19 protein-coding genes are annotated in these 19,216 nt (G+C 50.5%); 11 read left to right on the top strand and 8 right to left on the bottom strand.

Going from position 1 to position 19,216, the window contains the following annotated elements; all coding sequences use genetic code 11:
• Positions 1-7 precede the first annotated feature (7 nt).
• The 3 genes from JTI85_RS12105 to JTI85_RS12095 all read right to left on the bottom strand — a co-directional run bounded on the left by JTI85_RS12105 (position 8) and on the right by JTI85_RS12095 (position 2,686).
• The gene (locus tag JTI85_RS12105; RefSeq protein ID WP_115643366.1) at positions 8-730 is read right to left on the bottom strand and encodes a fimbria/pilus periplasmic chaperone; all 723 of its coding nucleotides are present in this window, start codon (positions 728-730) and stop codon (positions 8-10) included.
• Between the two features lie 86 nt (positions 731-816).
• Positions 817-1,374 carry a fimbrial protein gene (locus JTI85_RS12100; protein WP_061067955.1) on the bottom strand — a complete coding sequence of 186 codons (558 nt, stop codon included), beginning with the start codon at positions 1,372-1,374 and terminating at the stop codon, positions 817-819.
• Between the two features lie 388 nt (positions 1,375-1,762).
• Positions 1,763-2,686 carry a LysR substrate-binding domain-containing protein gene (locus JTI85_RS12095; RefSeq protein ID WP_048211583.1) on the bottom strand — a complete coding sequence of 308 codons (924 nt, stop codon included), beginning with the start codon at positions 2,684-2,686 and terminating at the stop codon, positions 1,763-1,765.
• A gap of 230 nt (positions 2,687-2,916) precedes the next feature.
• On the opposite strand from JTI85_RS12095, the gene JTI85_RS12090 reads away from it, so the two are divergent.
• The 4 genes from JTI85_RS12090 to JTI85_RS12075 all read left to right on the top strand — a co-directional run bounded on the left by JTI85_RS12090 (position 2,917) and on the right by JTI85_RS12075 (position 7,525).
• On the top strand, positions 2,917-3,819 hold the full coding sequence (locus JTI85_RS12090; RefSeq protein WP_061067954.1) for a manganese-dependent inorganic pyrophosphatase: 903 nt from the start codon (positions 2,917-2,919) through the stop codon (positions 3,817-3,819).
• A 123-nt stretch (positions 3,820-3,942) separates the two neighbouring features.
• Positions 3,943-5,286, top strand: coding sequence for a VOC family protein (locus JTI85_RS12085; protein ID WP_219351553.1), 1,344 nt, complete (start codon positions 3,943-3,945; stop codon positions 5,284-5,286).
• Positions 5,287-5,479: 193 nt separating this feature from the next.
• Entirely contained in the window at positions 5,480-7,135 is a 1,656-nt protein-coding gene (locus tag JTI85_RS12080) for a glucan biosynthesis protein D (protein ID WP_048211586.1), read from the top strand.
• 165 nt (positions 7,136-7,300) lie between these two features.
• Complete coding sequence (locus JTI85_RS12075; RefSeq protein ID WP_003020276.1) at positions 7,301-7,525, top strand: YdcH family protein; 225 nt, start codon at positions 7,301-7,303, stop codon at positions 7,523-7,525.
• Between the two features lie 66 nt (positions 7,526-7,591).
• Here JTI85_RS12075 and alr read toward each other — a convergent pair whose 3' ends face one another.
• On the bottom strand, positions 7,592-8,818 hold the full coding sequence (alr, locus tag JTI85_RS12070; RefSeq protein WP_048211587.1) for an alanine racemase: 1,227 nt from the start codon (positions 8,816-8,818) through the stop codon (positions 7,592-7,594).
• A gap of 219 nt (positions 8,819-9,037) precedes the next feature.
• Between alr and rimL the strand changes: the two genes are divergently transcribed.
• Entirely contained in the window at positions 9,038-9,583 is a 546-nt protein-coding gene (gene rimL, locus JTI85_RS12065) for a 50S ribosomal protein L7/L12-serine acetyltransferase (protein ID WP_219351552.1), read from the top strand.
• Here rimL and ydcK read toward each other — a convergent pair.
• A complete protein-coding gene (gene ydcK / locus JTI85_RS12060; RefSeq protein WP_048211589.1) occupies positions 9,575-10,555 on the bottom strand; it encodes a YdcK family protein in 981 nt (326 codons plus the stop codon). The genes rimL and ydcK overlap by 9 nt on opposite strands.
• Before the next feature lie 113 nt (positions 10,556-10,668).
• Here ydcK and tehA point away from each other — a divergent pair, with 113 nt between their 5' ends.
• The 3 genes from tehA to JTI85_RS12045 all read left to right on the top strand — a co-directional run bounded on the left by tehA (position 10,669) and on the right by JTI85_RS12045 (position 13,080).
• On the top strand, positions 10,669-11,670 hold the full coding sequence (gene tehA / locus JTI85_RS12055; protein WP_061067949.1) for a dicarboxylate transporter/tellurite-resistance protein TehA: 1,002 nt from the start codon (positions 10,669-10,671) through the stop codon (positions 11,668-11,670).
• Positions 11,670-12,266 (top strand): tellurite resistance methyltransferase TehB, encoded by a 597-nt coding sequence (gene tehB / locus JTI85_RS12050; protein WP_061067948.1) that lies wholly within the window; start codon positions 11,670-11,672, stop codon positions 12,264-12,266. The genes tehA and tehB overlap by 1 nt, the downstream gene beginning before the upstream one ends.
• A 142-nt stretch (positions 12,267-12,408) precedes the next feature.
• A complete protein-coding gene (locus JTI85_RS12045) occupies positions 12,409-13,080 on the top strand; it encodes a DUF3313 domain-containing protein (protein ID WP_048211592.1) in 672 nt (223 codons plus the stop codon).
• Positions 13,081-13,115: 35 nt separating this feature from the next.
• Here the strand turns inward: JTI85_RS12045 and JTI85_RS12040 are convergent, their stop codons facing one another.
• On the bottom strand, positions 13,116-14,024 hold the full coding sequence (locus tag JTI85_RS12040) for a DMT family transporter (protein ID WP_061067947.1): 909 nt from the start codon (positions 14,022-14,024) through the stop codon (positions 13,116-13,118).
• 185 nt (positions 14,025-14,209) lie between these two features.
• Here JTI85_RS12040 and JTI85_RS12035 point away from each other — a divergent pair, with 185 nt between their 5' ends.
• Complete coding sequence (locus tag JTI85_RS12035; protein WP_115602015.1) at positions 14,210-15,079, top strand: helix-turn-helix domain-containing protein; 870 nt, start codon at positions 14,210-14,212, stop codon at positions 15,077-15,079.
• Here the strand turns inward: JTI85_RS12035 and JTI85_RS12030 are convergent.
• Positions 15,062-16,228 carry a benzoate/H(+) symporter BenE family transporter gene (locus JTI85_RS12030; protein ID WP_048211595.1) on the bottom strand — a complete coding sequence of 389 codons (1,167 nt, stop codon included), beginning with the start codon at positions 16,226-16,228 and terminating at the stop codon, positions 15,062-15,064. The genes JTI85_RS12035 and JTI85_RS12030 overlap by 18 nt on opposite strands.
• Before the next feature lie 104 nt (positions 16,229-16,332).
• On the opposite strand from JTI85_RS12030, the gene JTI85_RS12025 reads away from it, so the two are divergent.
• Positions 16,333-16,869, top strand: coding sequence for a helix-turn-helix domain-containing protein (locus JTI85_RS12025; protein ID WP_137345994.1), 537 nt, complete (start codon positions 16,333-16,335; stop codon positions 16,867-16,869).
• 79 nt (positions 16,870-16,948) lie between these two features.
• A complete protein-coding gene (locus tag JTI85_RS12020; protein WP_116360062.1) occupies positions 16,949-18,910 on the top strand; it encodes a U32 family peptidase in 1,962 nt (653 codons plus the stop codon).
• A 3-nt stretch (positions 18,911-18,913) separates the two neighbouring features.
• Here JTI85_RS12020 and JTI85_RS12015 read toward each other — a convergent pair whose 3' ends face one another.
• Entirely contained in the window at positions 18,914-19,144 is a 231-nt protein-coding gene (locus JTI85_RS12015; RefSeq protein ID WP_137346033.1) for a DUF2554 family protein, read from the bottom strand.
• Positions 19,145-19,216: the final 72 nt, after the last annotated feature.

The raw sequence follows: 19,216 nt of genomic DNA, 5'->3' as shown, positions 1-19,216 counted from the left end.
GTGTTCTTTATTTATCCGTTACGTCAACGTTAGCCCCGTAATCATTGACGGCTGTCCATGAAACGGATTCTAGCCGAGGAGTGGTGAGCGTTTTCACTTCATAGCTGGCGCTGGAAAAAGGGGCGACCATGTCGGGCTCAATTTTGTATTTTTTCCCTCCGGAAGTGATGTTAGCGCCAACAAGCGAAACAAAATAAGGAGAGTCATTTTTCGCCGTCGCCCAAACTTGTTTACCTTGGTTAGCAAGGCTCCATTTCAGATGTTGGATTGCGTCATCCGCCGAACCTGGAAGGGATGCCGGGCGATAAAATACTTTGATGCGGGTTTTCAGCGCGATCTGCAGTTGATTCGATTTGGCGGCATCTTTATTTTTGCCGGGGATTTCAAGTGCATTAAACCAATACACGCTTTCACGATCGGTAGGTAACGGTTGACCGTCCCAGTTTAAGCGTACGGTCAATCCCTGTTTAGGATCGACCCGACTTACCGGGGGGGAGGCGATAAAAGGGACGTTTAAGGTTTGCGGATCAACATCTTCATGACCATCGTCTAACCAGGACTGGACTAATAAAGGTTGTTGCCCCTGATTCACCATTTTAATGAGCGCCTCTTTCGCGTCGGAAGGGTAAATGACACGGGTAGCGTTAATCACTATGCTGGCGACTGACGAATAGCTGAAAGAGATAGTGGTAGAAAATATAATTATTCTGAATGTATTTTGTAGATTCATATCATTTATATCTTGGTTAAATAGCTGCAACCTTGAATTAAAAGTTGCAGCAGAGTTATTAACTATTCTTGACCTTACACAGCTTGTTAGGGGTAGGTTGTTACAAAGGTGGTATTCGCTTTCACTACACCAACGGTCGGCGTGCCAGAACCTGAATAGATATAACCGACGGTGTAATTAAATTCTGCACCGTTGGTGGTATCGTAAGTGGCTTCAGATTGCGGTGTGGCTGATGTAAAATCGATAATAGTACTGGTTGCGGTATCTTCTACCTGGAAACCCGCATCTTTATCTCCTGTTGCAGCGTTTAACAATGCTTTGCTGGTGCTGTTGTAATTACCGGTTGTTGAAAATTGGCCTTTTACTTTACCGCCTGCTGGTTCAGTGGCGCAGTTCTTAACGGTGATCTGAAATTTGGTTTTCATCGCAGGACTGCTGACAGCCGCTTGCATCGCAGAAACGGTGATGTCTGGCAGTTTGACTTCTTTGGAAGCAGAAATACCATCAATACTGACATCACAGGTTGATGATGTAATGTTTCCTGCAAAGTCAATGTTTGCAGAGTCAGAACCAGCCGCCTGGGCCTGAAAAGCAGCCCCTGCGATCAGAAGCGCTGCTGCACTTATACAATTAACAAATTTCACGTTATTTTCCTTAATAACAAATTAAATAGCGAAGACATTATATATCCCGAGATTCTGACTGGATAGCAGGTGAAGTTGTAGTTGGTTTTTTTTAAGAATTAGATTAGGGGCAATAGCTAATTATTTAATGTAATATAGTATTAAATTAATTAGATTGATTTTTTATTCCTCATTGAATTCTAAAAGAAAATTTATAGATGTAAGTTTGTGTAGAGAATTTCATCCGCCATTATTCGACAGAGATATCATCAATAATAAGCATTGCTTAATTTACTTGTAAGGAAAAATACGCTTTTTAGCTGTGTTTTATGACGGTTTTACCGTCCATATATTGAACATTTACATGGGGTGGGCCTGCCGGTAATAACAGACCCAATCATCAATACGATTAAACAGGTACGGTTTTGCGTATTGCGGCGATAAGGATCTGGGCGGCCTGAGAGAGTTGCACATCGACACGAGTAAGAATACCGATGGGTTCACCCGCACCGTGGGTGGGAATTGGCAATGACACCAGCGTTGCCTGGCGCAGATCTTCTCTAACCGCGCCTGAAGGGACAAACCACACATAGTCGTAATCAACCGTCAGTTGACGGGAGAGCGATGCTGACAGCGTTTCAATACAACCCGGCGGCATTTTACAGCCCTGACTTTGCAACAATGCCTCAGCATGCTGGCGAGGGGCGGTTCCTTTCGGCGAAACCACCACTGGCCACTCAATCACCCGGCTCAGCGTGATGGTTTCCTGTAACAATGGATGGTTAGGACGCACGACCAGTTTGAGCGATTCCAGAAATAACAGTTCGTAGTTCAGACCGACCATCAATTCCGGATCGGCCATACGGCCAATACCGAGGTCGATCTCCCCGGATTTTAAACCGGCCAGTATCATGGGATTACTCATGGTGGCAACTTGCAGCGTAGTCTCCATTTGCTGCTTATGGAAAGGACCGATTACCGCCGGAAGAATACCCAACGCAGCTGTTGGCAAGGCACCAATACGCACGACATCATTCTGAGATTCTTCACGATGATTTAATGCCTGCCCGGCAGTGTTGAGTGCATCAAGCACTCTTACCGCATGGGTAAGAAACTGCTCGCCGGGCAACGTTAATTGTGCACCAAGGCGACCGCGTTCAAAGAGTCGGGTTCCGGTCAGTTGCTCCAGTTCGTTCAGTGTTTTGGAGAGGGCTGGTTGACTCAGGTTAAGGGTTTCGGCCGCACGTCCCAACGTTCCCTGCTGGGCAACGGCGACAAAAGTATGAAGATGGCGCAAGCGAATGCGCTGATTGAACAGAACATTTTTTTCCATAAGCGATGTTAAAAACAGAGCCGTATTGGTGACAAGTGAAGTTGTTTGTTTTTGATAACTTGATAGCAAAATATTATTAACATTTAACGCATTTTACTTACAACTGATTTATTTTGCTTATGTTTTGTACAGCATGACCGCGTAGTGGGATCATGGAAGGGAATGTAGCCAGTCGTTATACTCGGACAATTGTTCGCTTTTTCATCATCCATCATCACAAGGCACTGACCATGATCCATGTAATAGGGCACCTTAACCCCGATAGCGATGCCATTTGCACCGCGGCAATGACAGCTCGCTGGCTTACGTTACGCGGCCAGCAGGCGACGGCATGGCGTCTGGGCGAACCGAACCGCGAAACGCAATTTATCTTTGCGCATGCAGGACTGGACATGCCCGAACGACTCACGTTTCCGCTGACCGATCAGGATGTTTGGGTGGTAGATTTCACCGAACCGACACAGGGGCCGGAATCGCTGTCTGAGAGCAATGTCGTTGGTATCATCGACCATCATCGACTCGGCGGATTAGTGACTCGTCTTCCTCCAGAGGTCTGGGTCAAACCTGTTGGCAGCAGTGCGACGTTGTTGTGGCAACTGATGGCGGATGACGAGCGCAGTCAGCTGTCGTCTGCGGAGGCTTTTTTGCTACTGGGGGCTATTTTAAGTGACACTGTCACGCTTCGCTCGCCGACTACTACACCGGATGACAGCCAGGCGGTGGGGGCTCTGGCCCAAAAAACGGGTGTGGATCTGGACGCTTTTAGCCGTGATCTGTTGTCGGCCAAAACCAGCGTCGAAGACATGAGTGCCCGTGAGCTGCTGCATAAAGACATTAAAACGTTCACCATTCATGGGCATAAAGTCTGCGTGGCGCAACTCGAGCTGTATGCATTGCGCCAGGTTGACGGTATGCTGGACGATCTCCGCGAGGAGATGACCCGTTATGCTGAGGAAAATCAGGCTGCGCTGGTGGTACTGATGCTGACGGACATCAATCTTGGCGATACCAGCCTGTGGTTCGCTGGATCTGAGTTGTCAGAGTTACCGCAACCCTGCAAGGTCGAAGGCATGCTCAGTCGTAAAAAACAGATGTTGCCATGGCTGGAACGTCAGTTAAAACCGCGTCAGTAAGCTTCAGTTCACTGCCTTTGTGGGTGGGGGGAATTTATGCGGGATCACAGTTTGTAAATTCTTCCCACCGGACTCAGCGGCGTTTTCTACACTCCAGGTAATATTCACTGGAGGCATGACATTATGGCGAACACCATCACGGCTGATGAGATTCGGGAACAATTTTCGCAGGCAATGTCAGCAATGTACCAGCAGGAAGTCCCGCAGTATGGCACGTTGCTGGAACTTGTCGCTGATGTGAATCTGGCGGTACTGGAAAATAATCCGACGCTGCATGAAAAACTGGCCAATGCGGATGAACTGGCACGGCTCAATGTTGAACGCCATGGGGCAATTCGGGTCGGTACTGCGCAGGAGTTGTCTACACTACGGCGGATGTTTGCCATTATGGGGATGTATCCGGTTAGCTATTACGATCTCTCCCAGGCCGGCGTCCCCGTCCATTCCACGGCGTTTCGTCCCATCGACGATGCTTCGCTTTCGCGCAACCCGTTCCGGGTATTTACCTCGTTATTACGCCTCGAATTAATCGAGAACGCGGTGTTGCGCCAGCAGGCAGCGGAGATCCTCGCAAAGCGTGATATTTTCACGCGTCGTTGTCACGAACTGCTGGATGAGTTTGATGCACAGGGTCGTTTCACACCCGCACAAGCTCAGGAATTTGTGCATGAGGCACTGGAAACGTTCCGTTGGCATCAACACGCCACCGTAGATGAACAAACGTATCATGCCTTGCATAACGAGCATCGACTGATTGCCGATGTGGTGTGCTTCCCTGGTTGTCATATCAACCATCTGACGCCGCGTACATTGGATATCGATCGGGTGCAGTCGATGATGCCGGAGTGCGGTATTGCACCGAAAATTCTCATTGAAGGCCCACCACGGCGCGAGGTGCCTATCTTGCTGCGACAGACCAGCTTTAAGGCGCTGGAAGAACCGGTGTTGTTTGCCGGCGAAATGCGTGGAACTCACACAGCACGTTTTGGCGAAATCGAGCAACGTGGTGTGGCGCTGACGCCAAAAGGCCGGGCGTTGTACGACGAACTGTTGAGTAAAGCGGGGACGGGGAAAGATAACCTGACGCACCAGTTGCATCTTCAGGACGTGTTTAAGGCGTTCCCGGACAGCGAGTTTCTGTTGCGCCAGCAAGGGCTTGCCTGGTTCCGTTATCGCCTGACGCCGTCGGGCGAGGCGCATCGGCAGGCTATCCGTCCGGATGACGACCCGCAGCCGCTCATTGAGCGAGGGTGGCTGGTTGCGCAACCCATCACCTACGAGGATTTTTTGCCCGTGAGCGCCGCAGGGATTTTCCAGTCTAATCTGGGTAATGAAACGCAGGCGCGCAGCCACGGTAATTCCAGCCGCGATGCCTTTGAACAGGCGCTGGGCTGCGCAGTATATGATGAGTTTGCGTTGTATCAGGAGGCAGAAGAACGTAGTAAACGGCGGTGTGGTTTACTTTAACTGAATTTACACGGGATTCGGCCTGTTCTCATCGACATAAAATATTTTCGATTTTGTACAGATAATCGTCGACCAACAATTGGATTATTAATGAATTTTGTCTAGAGTGAGCGGTCAGAAATGTGCACTCTCTTGCCGCAGATTTTGACCGGCGCGGGACCATTTACACGACCAGAAGGACTCACTTTCAGGCATGAATCGCAGACGATTTATTAAAGGTTCAATGGCAGTGGCCGCCGTGTGCGGAACCAGTGGTATTGCATCACTCTTTTCCCGCGCCGCCTATGCGGCAGAGTCTGACATTGCAGACGGAAAAACCGTACGTTTTGATTTTTCCGTTCTGCAATCGATGGCCCATGATTTAGCACAGAAACCCTGGGGCGGCGCGCCGCGCGCATTGCCGGATACGTTGGCTAAACTGACGCCGCAGGCTTACAACAGTATTCAGTACGACGCAGAACAGTCACTGTGGAACAACGTTGAAAATCGTCAACTTGACGCGCAGTTCTTCCATGTGGGAATGGGCTTCCGTCGCCGCGTACGCATGTACTCGGTTGATGACAGTACGCATATGGCGCGTGAGATCCACTTCCGCCCGGAGCTTTTCAAGTACAACGATGCCGGTGTGGATACCAAACAGCTGGAAGGGCAAACCGATCTCGGTTTCGCCGGTTTCCGCGTGTTCAAAGCGCCTGAACTGGCTCGTCGCGATGTCGTGTCTTTCCTCGGTGCCAGCTATTTTCGCGCCGTAGATGACACCTATCAGTACGGTTTGTCGGCGCGTGGTCTGGCGGTTGATACGTATACCGACAGCAAAGAAGAGTTCCCGGACTTCACCGCATTCTGGTTCGAAACGGTTAAACCGGGCGCCACTTCATTTACTGTTTATGCACTGCTCGATAGCCCAAGCGTGACCGGCGCGTTTAAGTTTGTGATCCACTGTGAGAAAACGCAGGTGATCATGGATGTACAGAATCATGTCTATGCACGTAAAGACATCAAGCAACTCGGTATTGCGCCGATGACCAGCATGTTCAGCTGTGGTAACAATGAACGCCGGATGTGTGACACCATTCACCCGCAAATTCATGACTCCGACCGTCTGGCGATGTGGCGGGGCAATGGCGAGTGGATCTGCCGTCCGCTGAATAACCCGCAAAAACTGCAGTTTAATGCCTATACCGATAACAACCCGCGCGGATTTGGCCTGCTGCAGTTGGATCGTGACTTCTCCCACTATCAGGACATTATGGGTTGGTACAACAAGCGCCCCAGCCTGTGGGTCGAGCCACGTAACCAGTGGGGCAAGGGAACCATTGGCTTAATGGAGATCCCGACGACTGGTGAAACGCTGGATAACGTCGTCTGCTTCTGGCAGCCGGAGAAGAAGATCAAAGCCGGCGATGAACTGGAATTCAAATATCGCCTGTACTGGAGCGCTCAGCCGCCGGTGCGCTCTCCGCTGGCCCGCGTGATGGCGACCCGTACAGGTATGGGCGGCTTCCCGGAAGGATGGGCGCCGGGCGAGCACTATCCGGAAAAATGGGCACGACGTTTTGCCGTTGATTTCGTTGGTGGAGATTTAAAAGCCGCCGCGCCGAAAGGTATTGAACCGGTAATTACGCTTTCGAGTGGTGAAGCGAAACAGATTGAGATCCTCTACGTTGAACCTATCGACGGCTACCGTATTCAGTTTGACTGGTATCCGACTTCTGACTCAACCGATCCGGTAGATATGCGTATGTTCCTGCGTTGTCAGGGCGACGCCATCAGTGAAACCTGGCTGTATCAGTACTTCCCGCCAGCGCCGGATAAACGTCAGTACGTTGACGACCGCGAAATGCGTTGATCCTCACCTTTATGGCTCTCCTGACGGGGAGCCATGTTCGTCATTTTCTTAAAAAATTCTGTACACTATTTACTCGATCCTGCTCGCATTTTTCCCTGACTCAAACCGATAAGCTGAAGGTGTGTATTTCTTATACACATTCTTTACCACTAACAGGGAGAAAGTATGTTTCCAGAATACAGAGACCTTATTTCCCGACTGAAATCCGAGAATCCTCGTTTTCTGTCCTTATTCGAAAAACACAACAGCCTTGATCATGAGATTTCCAGACTGGAAGGTTCGGATGGTCGGGGATACAGTTTGGACATTGTTCGTCTTAAGAAACAGAAACTTCACCTGAAGGAAGATTTGCTCAAAATTTTGCAAAGAGAGAGTGTCAGTGAGAGCTAAATAGTACTGTGCTCACTGTGTAAAAGGGCTTCCAGCGAGAAAAGGAAGCCCTTCCTGTTTTAGGTGTTAATCGACCATTACGCGTTTGTTTGTCGCCCCCCAGAGGATCGACATTTCAGTGAACAGCGCGCCGCTAATTTCTTCGACTTCTTCTGCGCTCACCTGCGCATTTCCCTGTTTACCGAATAACACCACTTCATCGCCGGAGGCAACCTGCGGTAGATCGGTCACATCAACAATCACGGTATTCATGGATGTTTTACCCAGTACAGGAACCCGCTGGCCGTGGATCAATACGTGCCCCACGTTACTGAACACGCGACGATAACCATCAGCATAACCCGTCGGAATATTGGCAAGAACGGAATTACGTTTAAGGGTATAGGTTCTGTCATAGCCGACGGTATTTCCTTTGGGGTAATGGTTTACCGACGCGATTGCGGATTTAAACGTCATGACGCGTTTGTATTCGGTGCTGGCAATGGTATCGCCATAAAAAATACCGCCAACACGCACCATGTCGAGCCAGGATTCAGGAACGGTCAGGGTGGCGAACGTATTCGCGACATGCAGGGTGACATCTTCGCGCTTAAGCCCGGTAATTTTGAGTACCTGGGCCGATTGCGTATTGAAACGGGCCAGATCGCGTTTAACCACCGCCGCATCTTCTTCCGGGAAATGTGACATGATGCCAACAATTTTCAGACCGGGTAACGTGGAAATGGCGCGGGCCTCTTCCAGACCTGCCGCGGTGCTGACTTCCAGACCGTTTCGTGACATACCGCCAGAGTTCAGGGCCAGATGAATACGAATCGTTTTCCCTTTCTCCTGGGCAATTGCACTCAGACGTTTAGCCATATCCAGATTGCCAATCAGCTCTTCGGTATCAAAATCCGCCGCCTGGCGCATCTCTTTTTCCGTCGCGTTGCGAACGCGCATCAGCTGCGATGTATAGCCTGACTGACGAACAATGCTAATCTCCTCGTTGCTGGCGATGCCAATACACTGCACACCGTTTTGCATCATCACCGGCGTAACCAGTGAGAGATCGTGGCCATACGCATCGCCTTTAAGAATGGCGCACATCCGGGTTTTGTCTCCCAGCAGTTGCTGAACCTTATGAATGTTATATTCCAGCGCGCTACGGGAAATTTCCAGCGTGGTATTATCTACAACCGGTTGTTTGTTAACGGCAAAGGGGACAGGACCCGCTTGCGTGGTGGGGACGGGTTGGTGACAGGCGGTAATCAGTAAAAGCGGAATAAGTGCTAAACGACCCAAAGGTGCTGCCATGCTTGCTCCTTAGCAATAGAATGAAAGTGTTGTTGTCATCATTACGGCCTATCCAGGCATGGGATAACCGGACATCCAGAGTAACGGCTTCCGCGCCAGAGATTGTTTCTAAGTGATTGCTGTTACAGCATAAAAATATGACATCCACGGCGCTAAGCAGATTAATATCGGCTACTGCCAGTCAGAAATCCCCCGTTTACAATCGCCAAGGAGATAAACATGTCAGAAATTATTACAGTCAGTGACACGCTGGAACTGCGGGCAGTAGAAGAACAACACGTCACGCCTTTGCATCGACTGGTGCTCAAAAATAAAGGGTGGCTCCAGCGATCGCTGAACTGGCCGCAGCTTGTCGAATCTGAGGACGATACGCGTAAGAATGTGCAGGGGAATATGATGTTGCACCAGCGTGGCTACGCCAAAATGTTCCTTATCTTCAAACAAGGTGAAGTGGTTGGCGTTATTTCATTTAACCAAATAGAACCGCTGAATAAAGCGGCTTACATTGGCTACTGGTTGGATGAAGTTCATCAGGGACAGGGTATTATGTCCCGGTCGCTACAGGCACTGATTCATCATTATGCTCAGAGTGGCGAGATCCGTCGGTTCATTATTAAATGCCGCGTCGATAACCTGGAAAGTAACCAGGTGGCGCTGCGCAACGGTTTTCAGCTGGAAGGGTGTTTAAAGCAGGCAGAGTTTCTCAAGGATGGTTATCATGATGTGAATCTCTATGCCCGTATCATTGATAGCGCTTCAGAATAAACCGGCGAGGGGGGTGCGCGTAATACGCTGTTCGCCGTTGATCACTTTTGGCCCGCGCAGATGGATTGCATCACCATCAAAGGCTTCAACGTGGGCCTGACCGGTTATCTCAATATGATGCTCGATCAGCACTTCACCCAGAATACAGGCGTGGCCTTCAATCAGGATGTGTCCATCCAGCAAGAGTGGCCCGCCGCGTAATTTTGCATGCCCCCCGACCAGCACATGGTGTTTCAGGATACAGTTACCTTCAACCACCGCATGCTCAGCCACCTGGGAGCTATAGCGCAGGGTCGGTATCGCATCTTCATCGGTACCAGCGATGATGCGGGCGTTGCCGTATACCTTCGCACAATCGCAGATCCAAACGTTATTTTCCTCATTACCCTCGATGCGGGCACAATCAAAAACCTCGGCGCGATGTTCAATAAAAGCGTAGTCAATGGTTGCATCGCCATAGATCTGCACCTGATGCACAATGCGTGAATGGTTTACGGTTGCGCGATCATATATTTGTAGGGGCTGGTCACTTTCACGGGTTAACCCTTTGGCGGCGATGACTTCGGAGCCTCCCAGAACACGTGCATCGCCCGACAAAAAACATTCGCCACGTACAACAGAATTTTGAATGGTGACGTTGTCACGTATTTGCGCGCCATGGCTAATTTCAGCCCGATCTATCCATACGGCACCGCCAATCTGTGCGCCATCTCTGACCACGCTGGCCTGCGTAATGCGGGCATTTCCAGAAATGGTTGCCCCCGCAAATGCCATCGCGTTCTCATCGTAAATCCAGCAATCACCGCACTGCGCCAGTACGGCTTCATTATCAATCCAGCCACCAGGCGTGCCGGCCGGAACATCATTAAAATCGATCAGTGCAATTATCTGGCGTAGTAATACGCTTCTTTTGTTGCCATTATCCTGATAACTGAAGGAGCGAGGTTCGTCGCTCAGACGGTATTTGGTCATAGCTCATTTCCGTGTTGCGCACCTTAGTTAAACGTAGCAAAGTTTTCCGTACTGGCTAAATCGCCATAATTTCCATAAAATGCATTTCAAATATACTTTAAAAAATAAACAAAATGAGTAATAACAAGCATAGTGATCGGGTCCTTAATCTTCCGGCCGGTTATTTTGGCATGGTACTGGGCATCATCGGGATGGGATTTGCGTGGCGATATGCCAGTCAGGTGTGGCCTGTGAGCCACTGGATAGGCGATGGGTTAGTCATCCTGGCCATGGTCATTTGGGGGCTGCTGACGCTGGCCTTTTTTAGTCGTTTACTGCGTTTTCCGCATAGCGTTTTGGCGGAGATTCGTCATCCAGTGATGAGTAGCTTTGTCAGTCTGTTTCCGGCCACAACCATGCTGGTCGCGATTGGTTTTGTCCCGTGGTATCGACCGCTGGCGCTTGGCTTGTTCAGCATTGGGGTCGTTATCCAACTGGCGTACGCGGCCTGGCAAACGGCAGGATTATGGCGCGGAGATCACCCAGAAGAAGCCACCACACCGGGGCTGTATTTGCCGACTGTCGCCAATAACTTTATTAGCGCAATGGCCTGTGGTGCGCTGGGTTTCAACGACGCAGGACTGGTGTTTTTGGGCGCAGGGGTATTTTCCTGGCTCAGCCTCGAGCCGGTGATCCTGCAGCGTTTACGCAGTTGCGGCGAGCTGCCAACGGCATTACGTACCTCGCTTGGCATTCAGCTGGCGCCTGCGCTGGTCGCCTGCAGCGCCTGGCTTAGCGTCAACGGCGGCGAGGGCGATACGTTGGCCAAAATGCTGTTTGGCTATGGTCTGCTGCAACTGCTGTTTATGCTACGCCTCATGCCGTGGTATCTGTCTCAGCCGTTTAATGCGTCTTTCTGGAGCTTCTCGTTCGGCGTGTCGGCCCTGGCGACAACGGGGCTGCATCTGGGACACGGCAGCGAATCGGGATTTTTTCATATGCTGTCGATCCCTCTGTTTATTTTTACCAATGTTATCATTGCATTATTACTGGTACGTACGTTTGCATTGTTGATGCAGGGGAAACTGCTCATCCGCACGGAGCGTGCTGCATTACTGAAATCTGAGGATAAATAATGACCCTTTGCGACGAAAACTACTTTACTGAGAAATACGATCTAACCCGTACGCATTCCGATGTCGTTGAAGCGGCGAAAATTGTTAAGCCAGGCAAAACGTTAGACCTGGGCTGCGGTAACGGTCGAAACAGCCTGTACCTTGCGGCAAACGGCTATGATGTGACAGCATGGGATAAAAATCCCATGAGCATCGCTAATCTTGAGCGTATCAAAGCAGCCGAAGGGTTGACTAATCTGCAGGCAAGCGTCGCGGACCTTAATGCGTTGAGTTTTGATGGTGAATACGACTTTATCCTGTCTACCGTAGTGCTGATGTTCCTCGAAGCGAAAACCATTCCGGGGCTTATCGAAAATATGCAACGTTGCACGAAACAGGGTGGATATAACTTAATCGTTGCGGCGATGGATACCGATGATTTCCCGTGCACTGTTGGCTTCCCGTTCGCGTTTAAAGCGGGGGAATTACGCAACTATTACCGCGGATGGGAGCTGCTGAAATATAACGAAGACGTGGGGGAACTGCATCGTACAGACGAAAACGGCAATCGCATTAAACTGCGTTTTGCGACTATGCTGGCCCGCAAAATCGGCTGATGGCCCACGCTCTGCGTTCAGCATTTTTTGTGCTGAGCGCAAAAATAAAATTGTGCGGCGCTTACCATTTTTCGCACATCCAAAATGATTTCCTTTTGCTATTATTTCAGATGCATATCTGCAAATACTAAGGGATCGTTCCATGCGTGCTCAAACTTTATTTAAAGTTGCAGTGCTTACGGGTTTACTGGCGTTATCAGGCTGTGCGTCAAAAATCACGCAGCCAGATAAATATTCAGGTTTTTTAAAAGATTACTCTGGCCTGAAGGAAACGAAATCGGCAACAGGACAGCCTGTGCTGCGTTGGGTTGATCCCAACTTCAATGAGTCCAAATATGACAGTATTGTGTATAACCCGATAACCTATTATCCGATTCCTAAACCAACGACTCAGGTTGGGCAACAGGTGTTGGATAAACTGTTGAGCTATACCAATACGCAAATGAAAACCGCCATTAGTAAACGTAAACCCCTGGTGACGACCCCCGGCCCGCGCAGCCTGATTTTCCGTGGCGCGATTACCGGTGTCGCAACCAGCAAGGAAGGGCTGCAGTTCTATGAAGTCGTTCCGGTTGCGTTACTCGTAGCGGGGACACAAATGGCGACAGGTCACCGCACCATGGATACTCACCTCTATTTTGAAGGTGAATTGATCGATGCGGCAACCAATAAGCCGGTGATTAAAGTGGTACGTCAGGGTGAAGGCAAGGACCTGAACAACGAAAGTACACCGATGGCGTTCGAAACGTTGAAGAAAGTTGTTGATGACATGGCGACAGACGCCTCCATGTTTGATGTCAACAAAAAACAGTAATGCTGAGCGCACCATCTTTTGATGGTGCGCTTTTTTTATGCCGTCCGACGACGGTACAGCAGTTTCCCCACTAACGCCTCCGGGCGTGCAAACATCACCAGATTACCCAGCAAAATCAGCACTAATCCGGCAATTGCGTTAACCTGCCAGACGTATCCTTCATACAATGTTGACAGCGTCAGCGCGACCAACGGGAAAAGTAACGTACTGTAGGCGGCCTTACTCGGACCGATGCGTCCTACCAGTGTGAAATAGGCGCCGAAAGCAATCACCGAGCCAAAAATAGCCAGATATAACAGCGCGCTAAGATAGCTGAACGTCCACTGCGGCGTGAAGTTGTCCTCGCGCACCAGTGCAATGATGGCAATTAGCAAGGTACCGTACAGCATGGCCCAGCTGTTGGTAGTCATCACTTCAAGCCCTTTTTTCTGATGGCGCAGGCTGATCATATTGCCCAGGGAAAAACCAAACGTTCCCAGAGCGCTTAAACCAATACCCAACAGCAGCGTATGATTCAGGCCGCTATTGACCAAATCCTGCCAGAACAGGGTGATGATACCCGTCAACCCCAGCGCCGCGGCGAAATAAAAGCGTATCGGTGGTTTTTGACCAAAAAATACAAAACTATTCACCGCATTGAACAGCACGGCCATCGAGAAAATTACCGACTCCAGACCGGTATTAATCCACGCTGCGGCCGTGTAAAAACACCAGAAATTGAAGCAAAAAACACACCCGCCCTGTAACAGACAAAACAGGTGGTCGCGTCCGGAGAGCTTACGCAATTTGCCGCTGAACAGCAGGAGAAGGATCATCACCGAACTGGCGACCGCAAAGCGCCAAAAGATAGAGACCGGGGCAGCTACCGGACCTTGCTGCAGGTAAATGGCAATCCATGTCGTTCCCCATATCACGACTACCAGGCAGTACAACAATGCGTTCATACATCTCTCTCATTTTTGTATTTAAGCGCACACAGTGTCATGGCTGGCCGGGGCTGGCTTTCATCTGATTGCGGCAGACTTGCAAAATCTTGCGCTTTTTTTCTCGCGAAAGTGAAAAGGAGGCTGTTAACAACATGTAGCTGATATAGACTGAAAGCCTGCTAACTTATTTTGAATGTGATGGTATGTCTCAGCCCTATGGCGCCTTTGAAAACTTACGCAAACATAATGCCGTGCTGCATGAGTCGGTTGCGTTACATTCGGGGATCCAACTGGCGGCGTGGTCGAACAAGCGCGACACCATCACTCAGTATTGCGATCACCACACGCTCAGTTTATATATCGCGGATGGCTACGAAAGCTATCACAAGACGGCAGGGGGCTGGAAAAACGGCGGCGGCCCGGATCGCTTCTGCCTGATGCCGAAAGAGAGCGAATCCAGTTGGGATATTCGTGACGATCTTTCCTTTGTACATCTTTATTGTACCGACGCGCATCTGCGGGAAGTGGGTGAGAAAGTTTGGGACAAAAGCCCTTACAGCTTCACGCTGGACGAACATACGTTCGGCAGCGATCCGGGGATCACGGCGGTTTATCGCCAGTTTTTACTGGGTAATGACTGGCAGCAACCGGCTAATCATCTAACGCTCAGCGCGGCATCTTCGCTGTTGCTGACGCATCTGATTCAACATTACAGCAACGTTCAATGGCGGCCGCCGGTGGTAACCGGTGGGCTTGCGCCAGCCACATTGCGCAATGTGCTGGCCTATATTGACGCACATCTGGCCTACCCAATGACCCTCAGCGATTTGGCAGGCGAAGCGGCACTAAGCGATTTCCACTTTGCCAGAATGTTTCGCCAGTCGATGAATATGGCCCCGCATCAGTATGTTATGCAGCGTCGTATGGCGCTGGCGCAGCAACTGGTCCGTTATTCTTCACGTAGCTTGTCGGATATCGCGATGGCTTGTGGATTCAGTTCAGCAAGCCATTTTAGCAATCGGTTTAAGCAGATGACGGGCAAGACGCCAACGCAATTACGTGCGTCGCGATAATCTCAGCGTGGCATAACATATCCCTCCGGCGATTAATCCCCAGAACGCAGAGCCAATCCCCATTAAGGTCAAACCACTGGCAGTAACCAGAAAGGTGACGATTGCAGCATCTCGCTCCGCTTCATGAAGCAATGCCTGATACAGACTACCGCTAATCGTACCGAGTAAAGCAAGGCCAGCCAGCATCTGGATCCAGCTTACGGGCAGGGCCGCCATCAGTCCTGTGACCGAACCACCAAATACACCAGCCAGAAGATAGAAAACGCCTGCCGATGCGGCGGCGAGCCAACGTCGTTTGGCATCAGGATGTGCTTCGGGACTTTGGCAAATTGCCGCGGTTATGGCGGCAATACAAATAGAGTAAACGCCAAAAGGTGAAAACAGCAGCGCTAACAGACCAGTGAAGACAATCAGCGGTGAAACGGGCAAGGAATAACCTGACGCTTTCATGGTGGCAATGCCAGGAGCATTTTGTGACGCCATGGTAACCAGGAAGAACGGCAATGCGATGCTTATACTGTGTGCAAGAGAAAAGTGGGGGGTGATGAATTCAGGCATCACCGGAGATAAATTAATGTTGTAAGTGACAATGTCACCTTTTAGCAGTGCGATGGCGGTACCCACCAGCATGGCAGCAATGACGGCGTACCTGGGCGCGACAACTTTTAACACCAGCCACGCCAGCAGCATGCTGCCGCACAGCAGAAGCTCATTATTAAGACTATTAAATGCCTGTAAACCAAAACGCAGCAGGATCCCAGCCAGCATTGCCGACGCCAGTGAGTGTGGGATTATTTGCATCAGACGTGCAAACAACCCCGTCACACCACACAGGACTATCAGCGCGTTAGCAACAATAAAAACGCCGATAGCATCCTGAATGGTCACGCCTTGCAGACCCGTAACCAGCAGCGCAGCACCGGGCGTAGACCAGGCGGTCAGGATGGGAGCACGATACCACACTGACAATGCCAGCGTACTCACGCCCATCGCGATTCCCAGTGCGGTCATCCAGCCCGCAATCTGCCCGGTCGTTGCGCCTGCGGCAACCGCCGCTTGCCAGATGATGGCTGCTGAACTGGCATAGCCGACCAGCACGGCAACAAAACCCGATAAAACGGTGGGCAAAGGGATTAATAATGTGCGCATAGCGACTCCGCGTGCGTTATAACGGTCATTCACTGTAGCACTGTGCGTTATAGCGTACAAGTGATAAGCTGATGGACAGAAACAGGAGATAGAGGAAGGCGACAATGGACAATTTAACCCACTATCTGGCTACCACGCTCCGGACATTACGTCACCAGCGGGAATGGAGTCTGTCGCGTCTGGCAGAAGAAACGGGTGTCTCCAAAGCCATGTTGGGGCAGATAGAACGCAATGAATCCAGCCCAACAGTGTCGACGCTATGGAAAATTGCCACCGGACTGAACGTGCCGTTTTCGACGTTTATTTCACCACCAGAGTCAGAAGGCACAGCGACTTTTGATCCCCAACAGCAGGCAATGGTAGTGACACCGCTGTTTCCATGGGACCCACAACTCTGTTTTGACCATTTTTCAATATTGCTGGCACCGGGGGCGTTGAGTGAATCTACACCGCATGAAACCGGTGTGATTGAGCACGTAGTGGTGATTAGTGGCCTGCTGGATATGTGCATTGACGGACAGTGGCGAACCATCAAATCGGGTGAGGGTGTCCGTTTTGCGGGTGATACTGCACATAGTTACCGTAACAGCAGCGAACAGACGGTTCACTTTCATTCCCTGATCCATTACCCACGCGGTTAATCGGGAAAACTATTCCGAAATGTCGCGCTTCTGACTACAATAGCCGCCATTTTTACCGCTTGTGGATGGTAACAACTGTATGCGCCAGCAACCTCATCACCTTGAATTGTTAAGCCCGGCCCGGGATACCGCCATTGCGCGTGAAGCCATTTTGCACGGTGCTGACGCCGTTTACATTGGCGGACCGGGTTTTGGCGCGCGTCATAACGCCAGTAACAGCCTGAAAGACATCGCTGAACTGGTGCCATTCGCTCATCGATATGGGGCGAAAATCTTTGTGACGTTGAACACGATTTTGCATGATGATGAGCTGGAACCTGCTCAGCGGTTAATTACCGATTTGTATCAGACTGGCGTTGATGCGCTGATTGTGCAGGATATGGGGATTCTGGAACTGGATATCCCACCGATTGAACTACATGCCAGCACCCAGTGTGATATTCGCAGCGTCGAGAAGGCGAAGTTTCTTTCTGATGTCGGATTCACGCAGATTGTACTGGCGCGCGAACTGAGTCTTGAGCAGATTCACGCGATTCATCAGGTGACGGACGCGACGATCGAGTTTTTCATCCACGGTGCGTTATGCGTTGCTTATTCAGGCCAGTGCTATATCTCTCATGCGCAAACCGGGCGCAGTGCTAACCGCGGCGACTGTTCACAAGCCTGCCGACTACCGTATACCCTGAAAGACGATCAGGGCCGGGTGGTGTCGTATGAAAAACACCTGCTGTCGATGAAAGATAACGATCAGACCGCCAACCTCGGTGCGTTGATTGATGCCGGAGTACGTTCCTTCAAAATTGAAGGGCGCTACAAAGACATGAGCTATGTGAAAAACATCACTGCACATTACCGGCAGATGCTGGATGCCATCATCGAAGAACGCGGCGATCTGGCTCGTTCATCTGCAGGTCGCACTGAGCATTTCTTCACGCCATCTACGGAGAAAACCTTCCACCGCGGTAGCACTGACTATTTTGTAAATGCCCGTAAAGGCGACATTGGTGCATTCGACTCACCTAAATTCATTGGCTTGCCAGTGGGTGAAGTCCTGAAGGTGGCGAAGGATTATCTTGATGTCGACGTGACGGAACCGCTGGCAAACGGGGATGGCCTGAACGTGTTAATCAAGCGTGAGGTCGTGGGATTTCGCGCTAATACCGTTGAAAAAACCGGGCACAATCGTTATCGGGTGTGGCCGAATGAAATGCCTGCCGATCTGCACAAAGTTCGTGCTAACCATCCGCTGAATCGCAACCTTGATCATAACTGGCAACAGGCGCTGACCAAAACCTCCAGCGAACGCCGTGTCGCGGTTGATATTGAATTGGGCGGCTGGCAGGAACAGTTGATCCTGACACTGACCAGTGAAGACGGCGTGAGTATCACCCATACGCTGGATGGTCAGTTTGAGGAAGCGAACAATGCGGAAAAAGCGTTGAGTAACCTACAGGACGGACTGGCAAAACTTGGGCAGACGATGTACTACGCCCGTAATATTCAGGTGAATCTGCCGGGCGCGCTGTTTGTACCGAATGGTCAACTGAATCAGTTGCGCCGTGAAGCCATCGACATGCTGGATGCCGCGCGTCTGGAAAACTACCGGCGTGGCAGTCGTAAACCTGTTGCCCAGCCGGCACCGGTCTATCCACAGACGCATCTGAGTTTTCTGGCTAACGTCTATAACCATAAAGCGCGTGAGTTTTACCACCGTTATGGCGTCCAGTTGATTGATGCAGCCTATGAAGCGCATGAAGAAAAGGGCGATGTTCCAGTGATGATTACCAAGCACTGCCTGCGTTTTGCATTCAATCTGTGTCCGAAACAGGCGAAAGGGAATATCAAGAGCTGGAAAGCCACGCCGATGCAATTGGTAAATGGCGATGAAGTGCTGACGCTGAAATTTGATTGCCGACCGTGCGAAATGCACGTGATCGGCAAGATGAAACATCACATCCTGAAGATGCCATTGCCGGGCAGCGTAGTGGCTTCCGTCAGCCCCGAAGACCTGATGAAGACGCTGCCGAAGCGTAAAGGCTGACGGTTAACTCATATGGATATCGGGTTTGCGTGATTTCTGCCAGTGGTGGTGCTCGCGAAGATCGGCGGCGGATTCTTCCGCCGTTACTCGCAGCTCATCGCTGTCGGCCGTGTGTCGTAATAGGTGATCGGCATCCTGTACCTGAAGATATTCATGTCCCTGATGAGTTGCGAAAAGCTGGCCGGAGAAAAGCGCGCTGGCAAGCAATAACACCGTTAACCCTTTCTTAAACATCATGCACCCTCTGGCACGTTAGCTGTGGATGTGGCAATAATTTCATTGAGTGACTATTCAATAATTTAATCG

Source organism: Citrobacter sp. Colony219 (assembly GCF_019382635.1).
In the GTDB taxonomy this organism is placed as follows: domain Bacteria; phylum Pseudomonadota; class Gammaproteobacteria; order Enterobacterales; family Enterobacteriaceae; genus Citrobacter; species Citrobacter youngae.
Note: the sequence above shows the minus strand (reverse complement) of the source record. Positions and strands in the feature narration are given on the sequence as shown.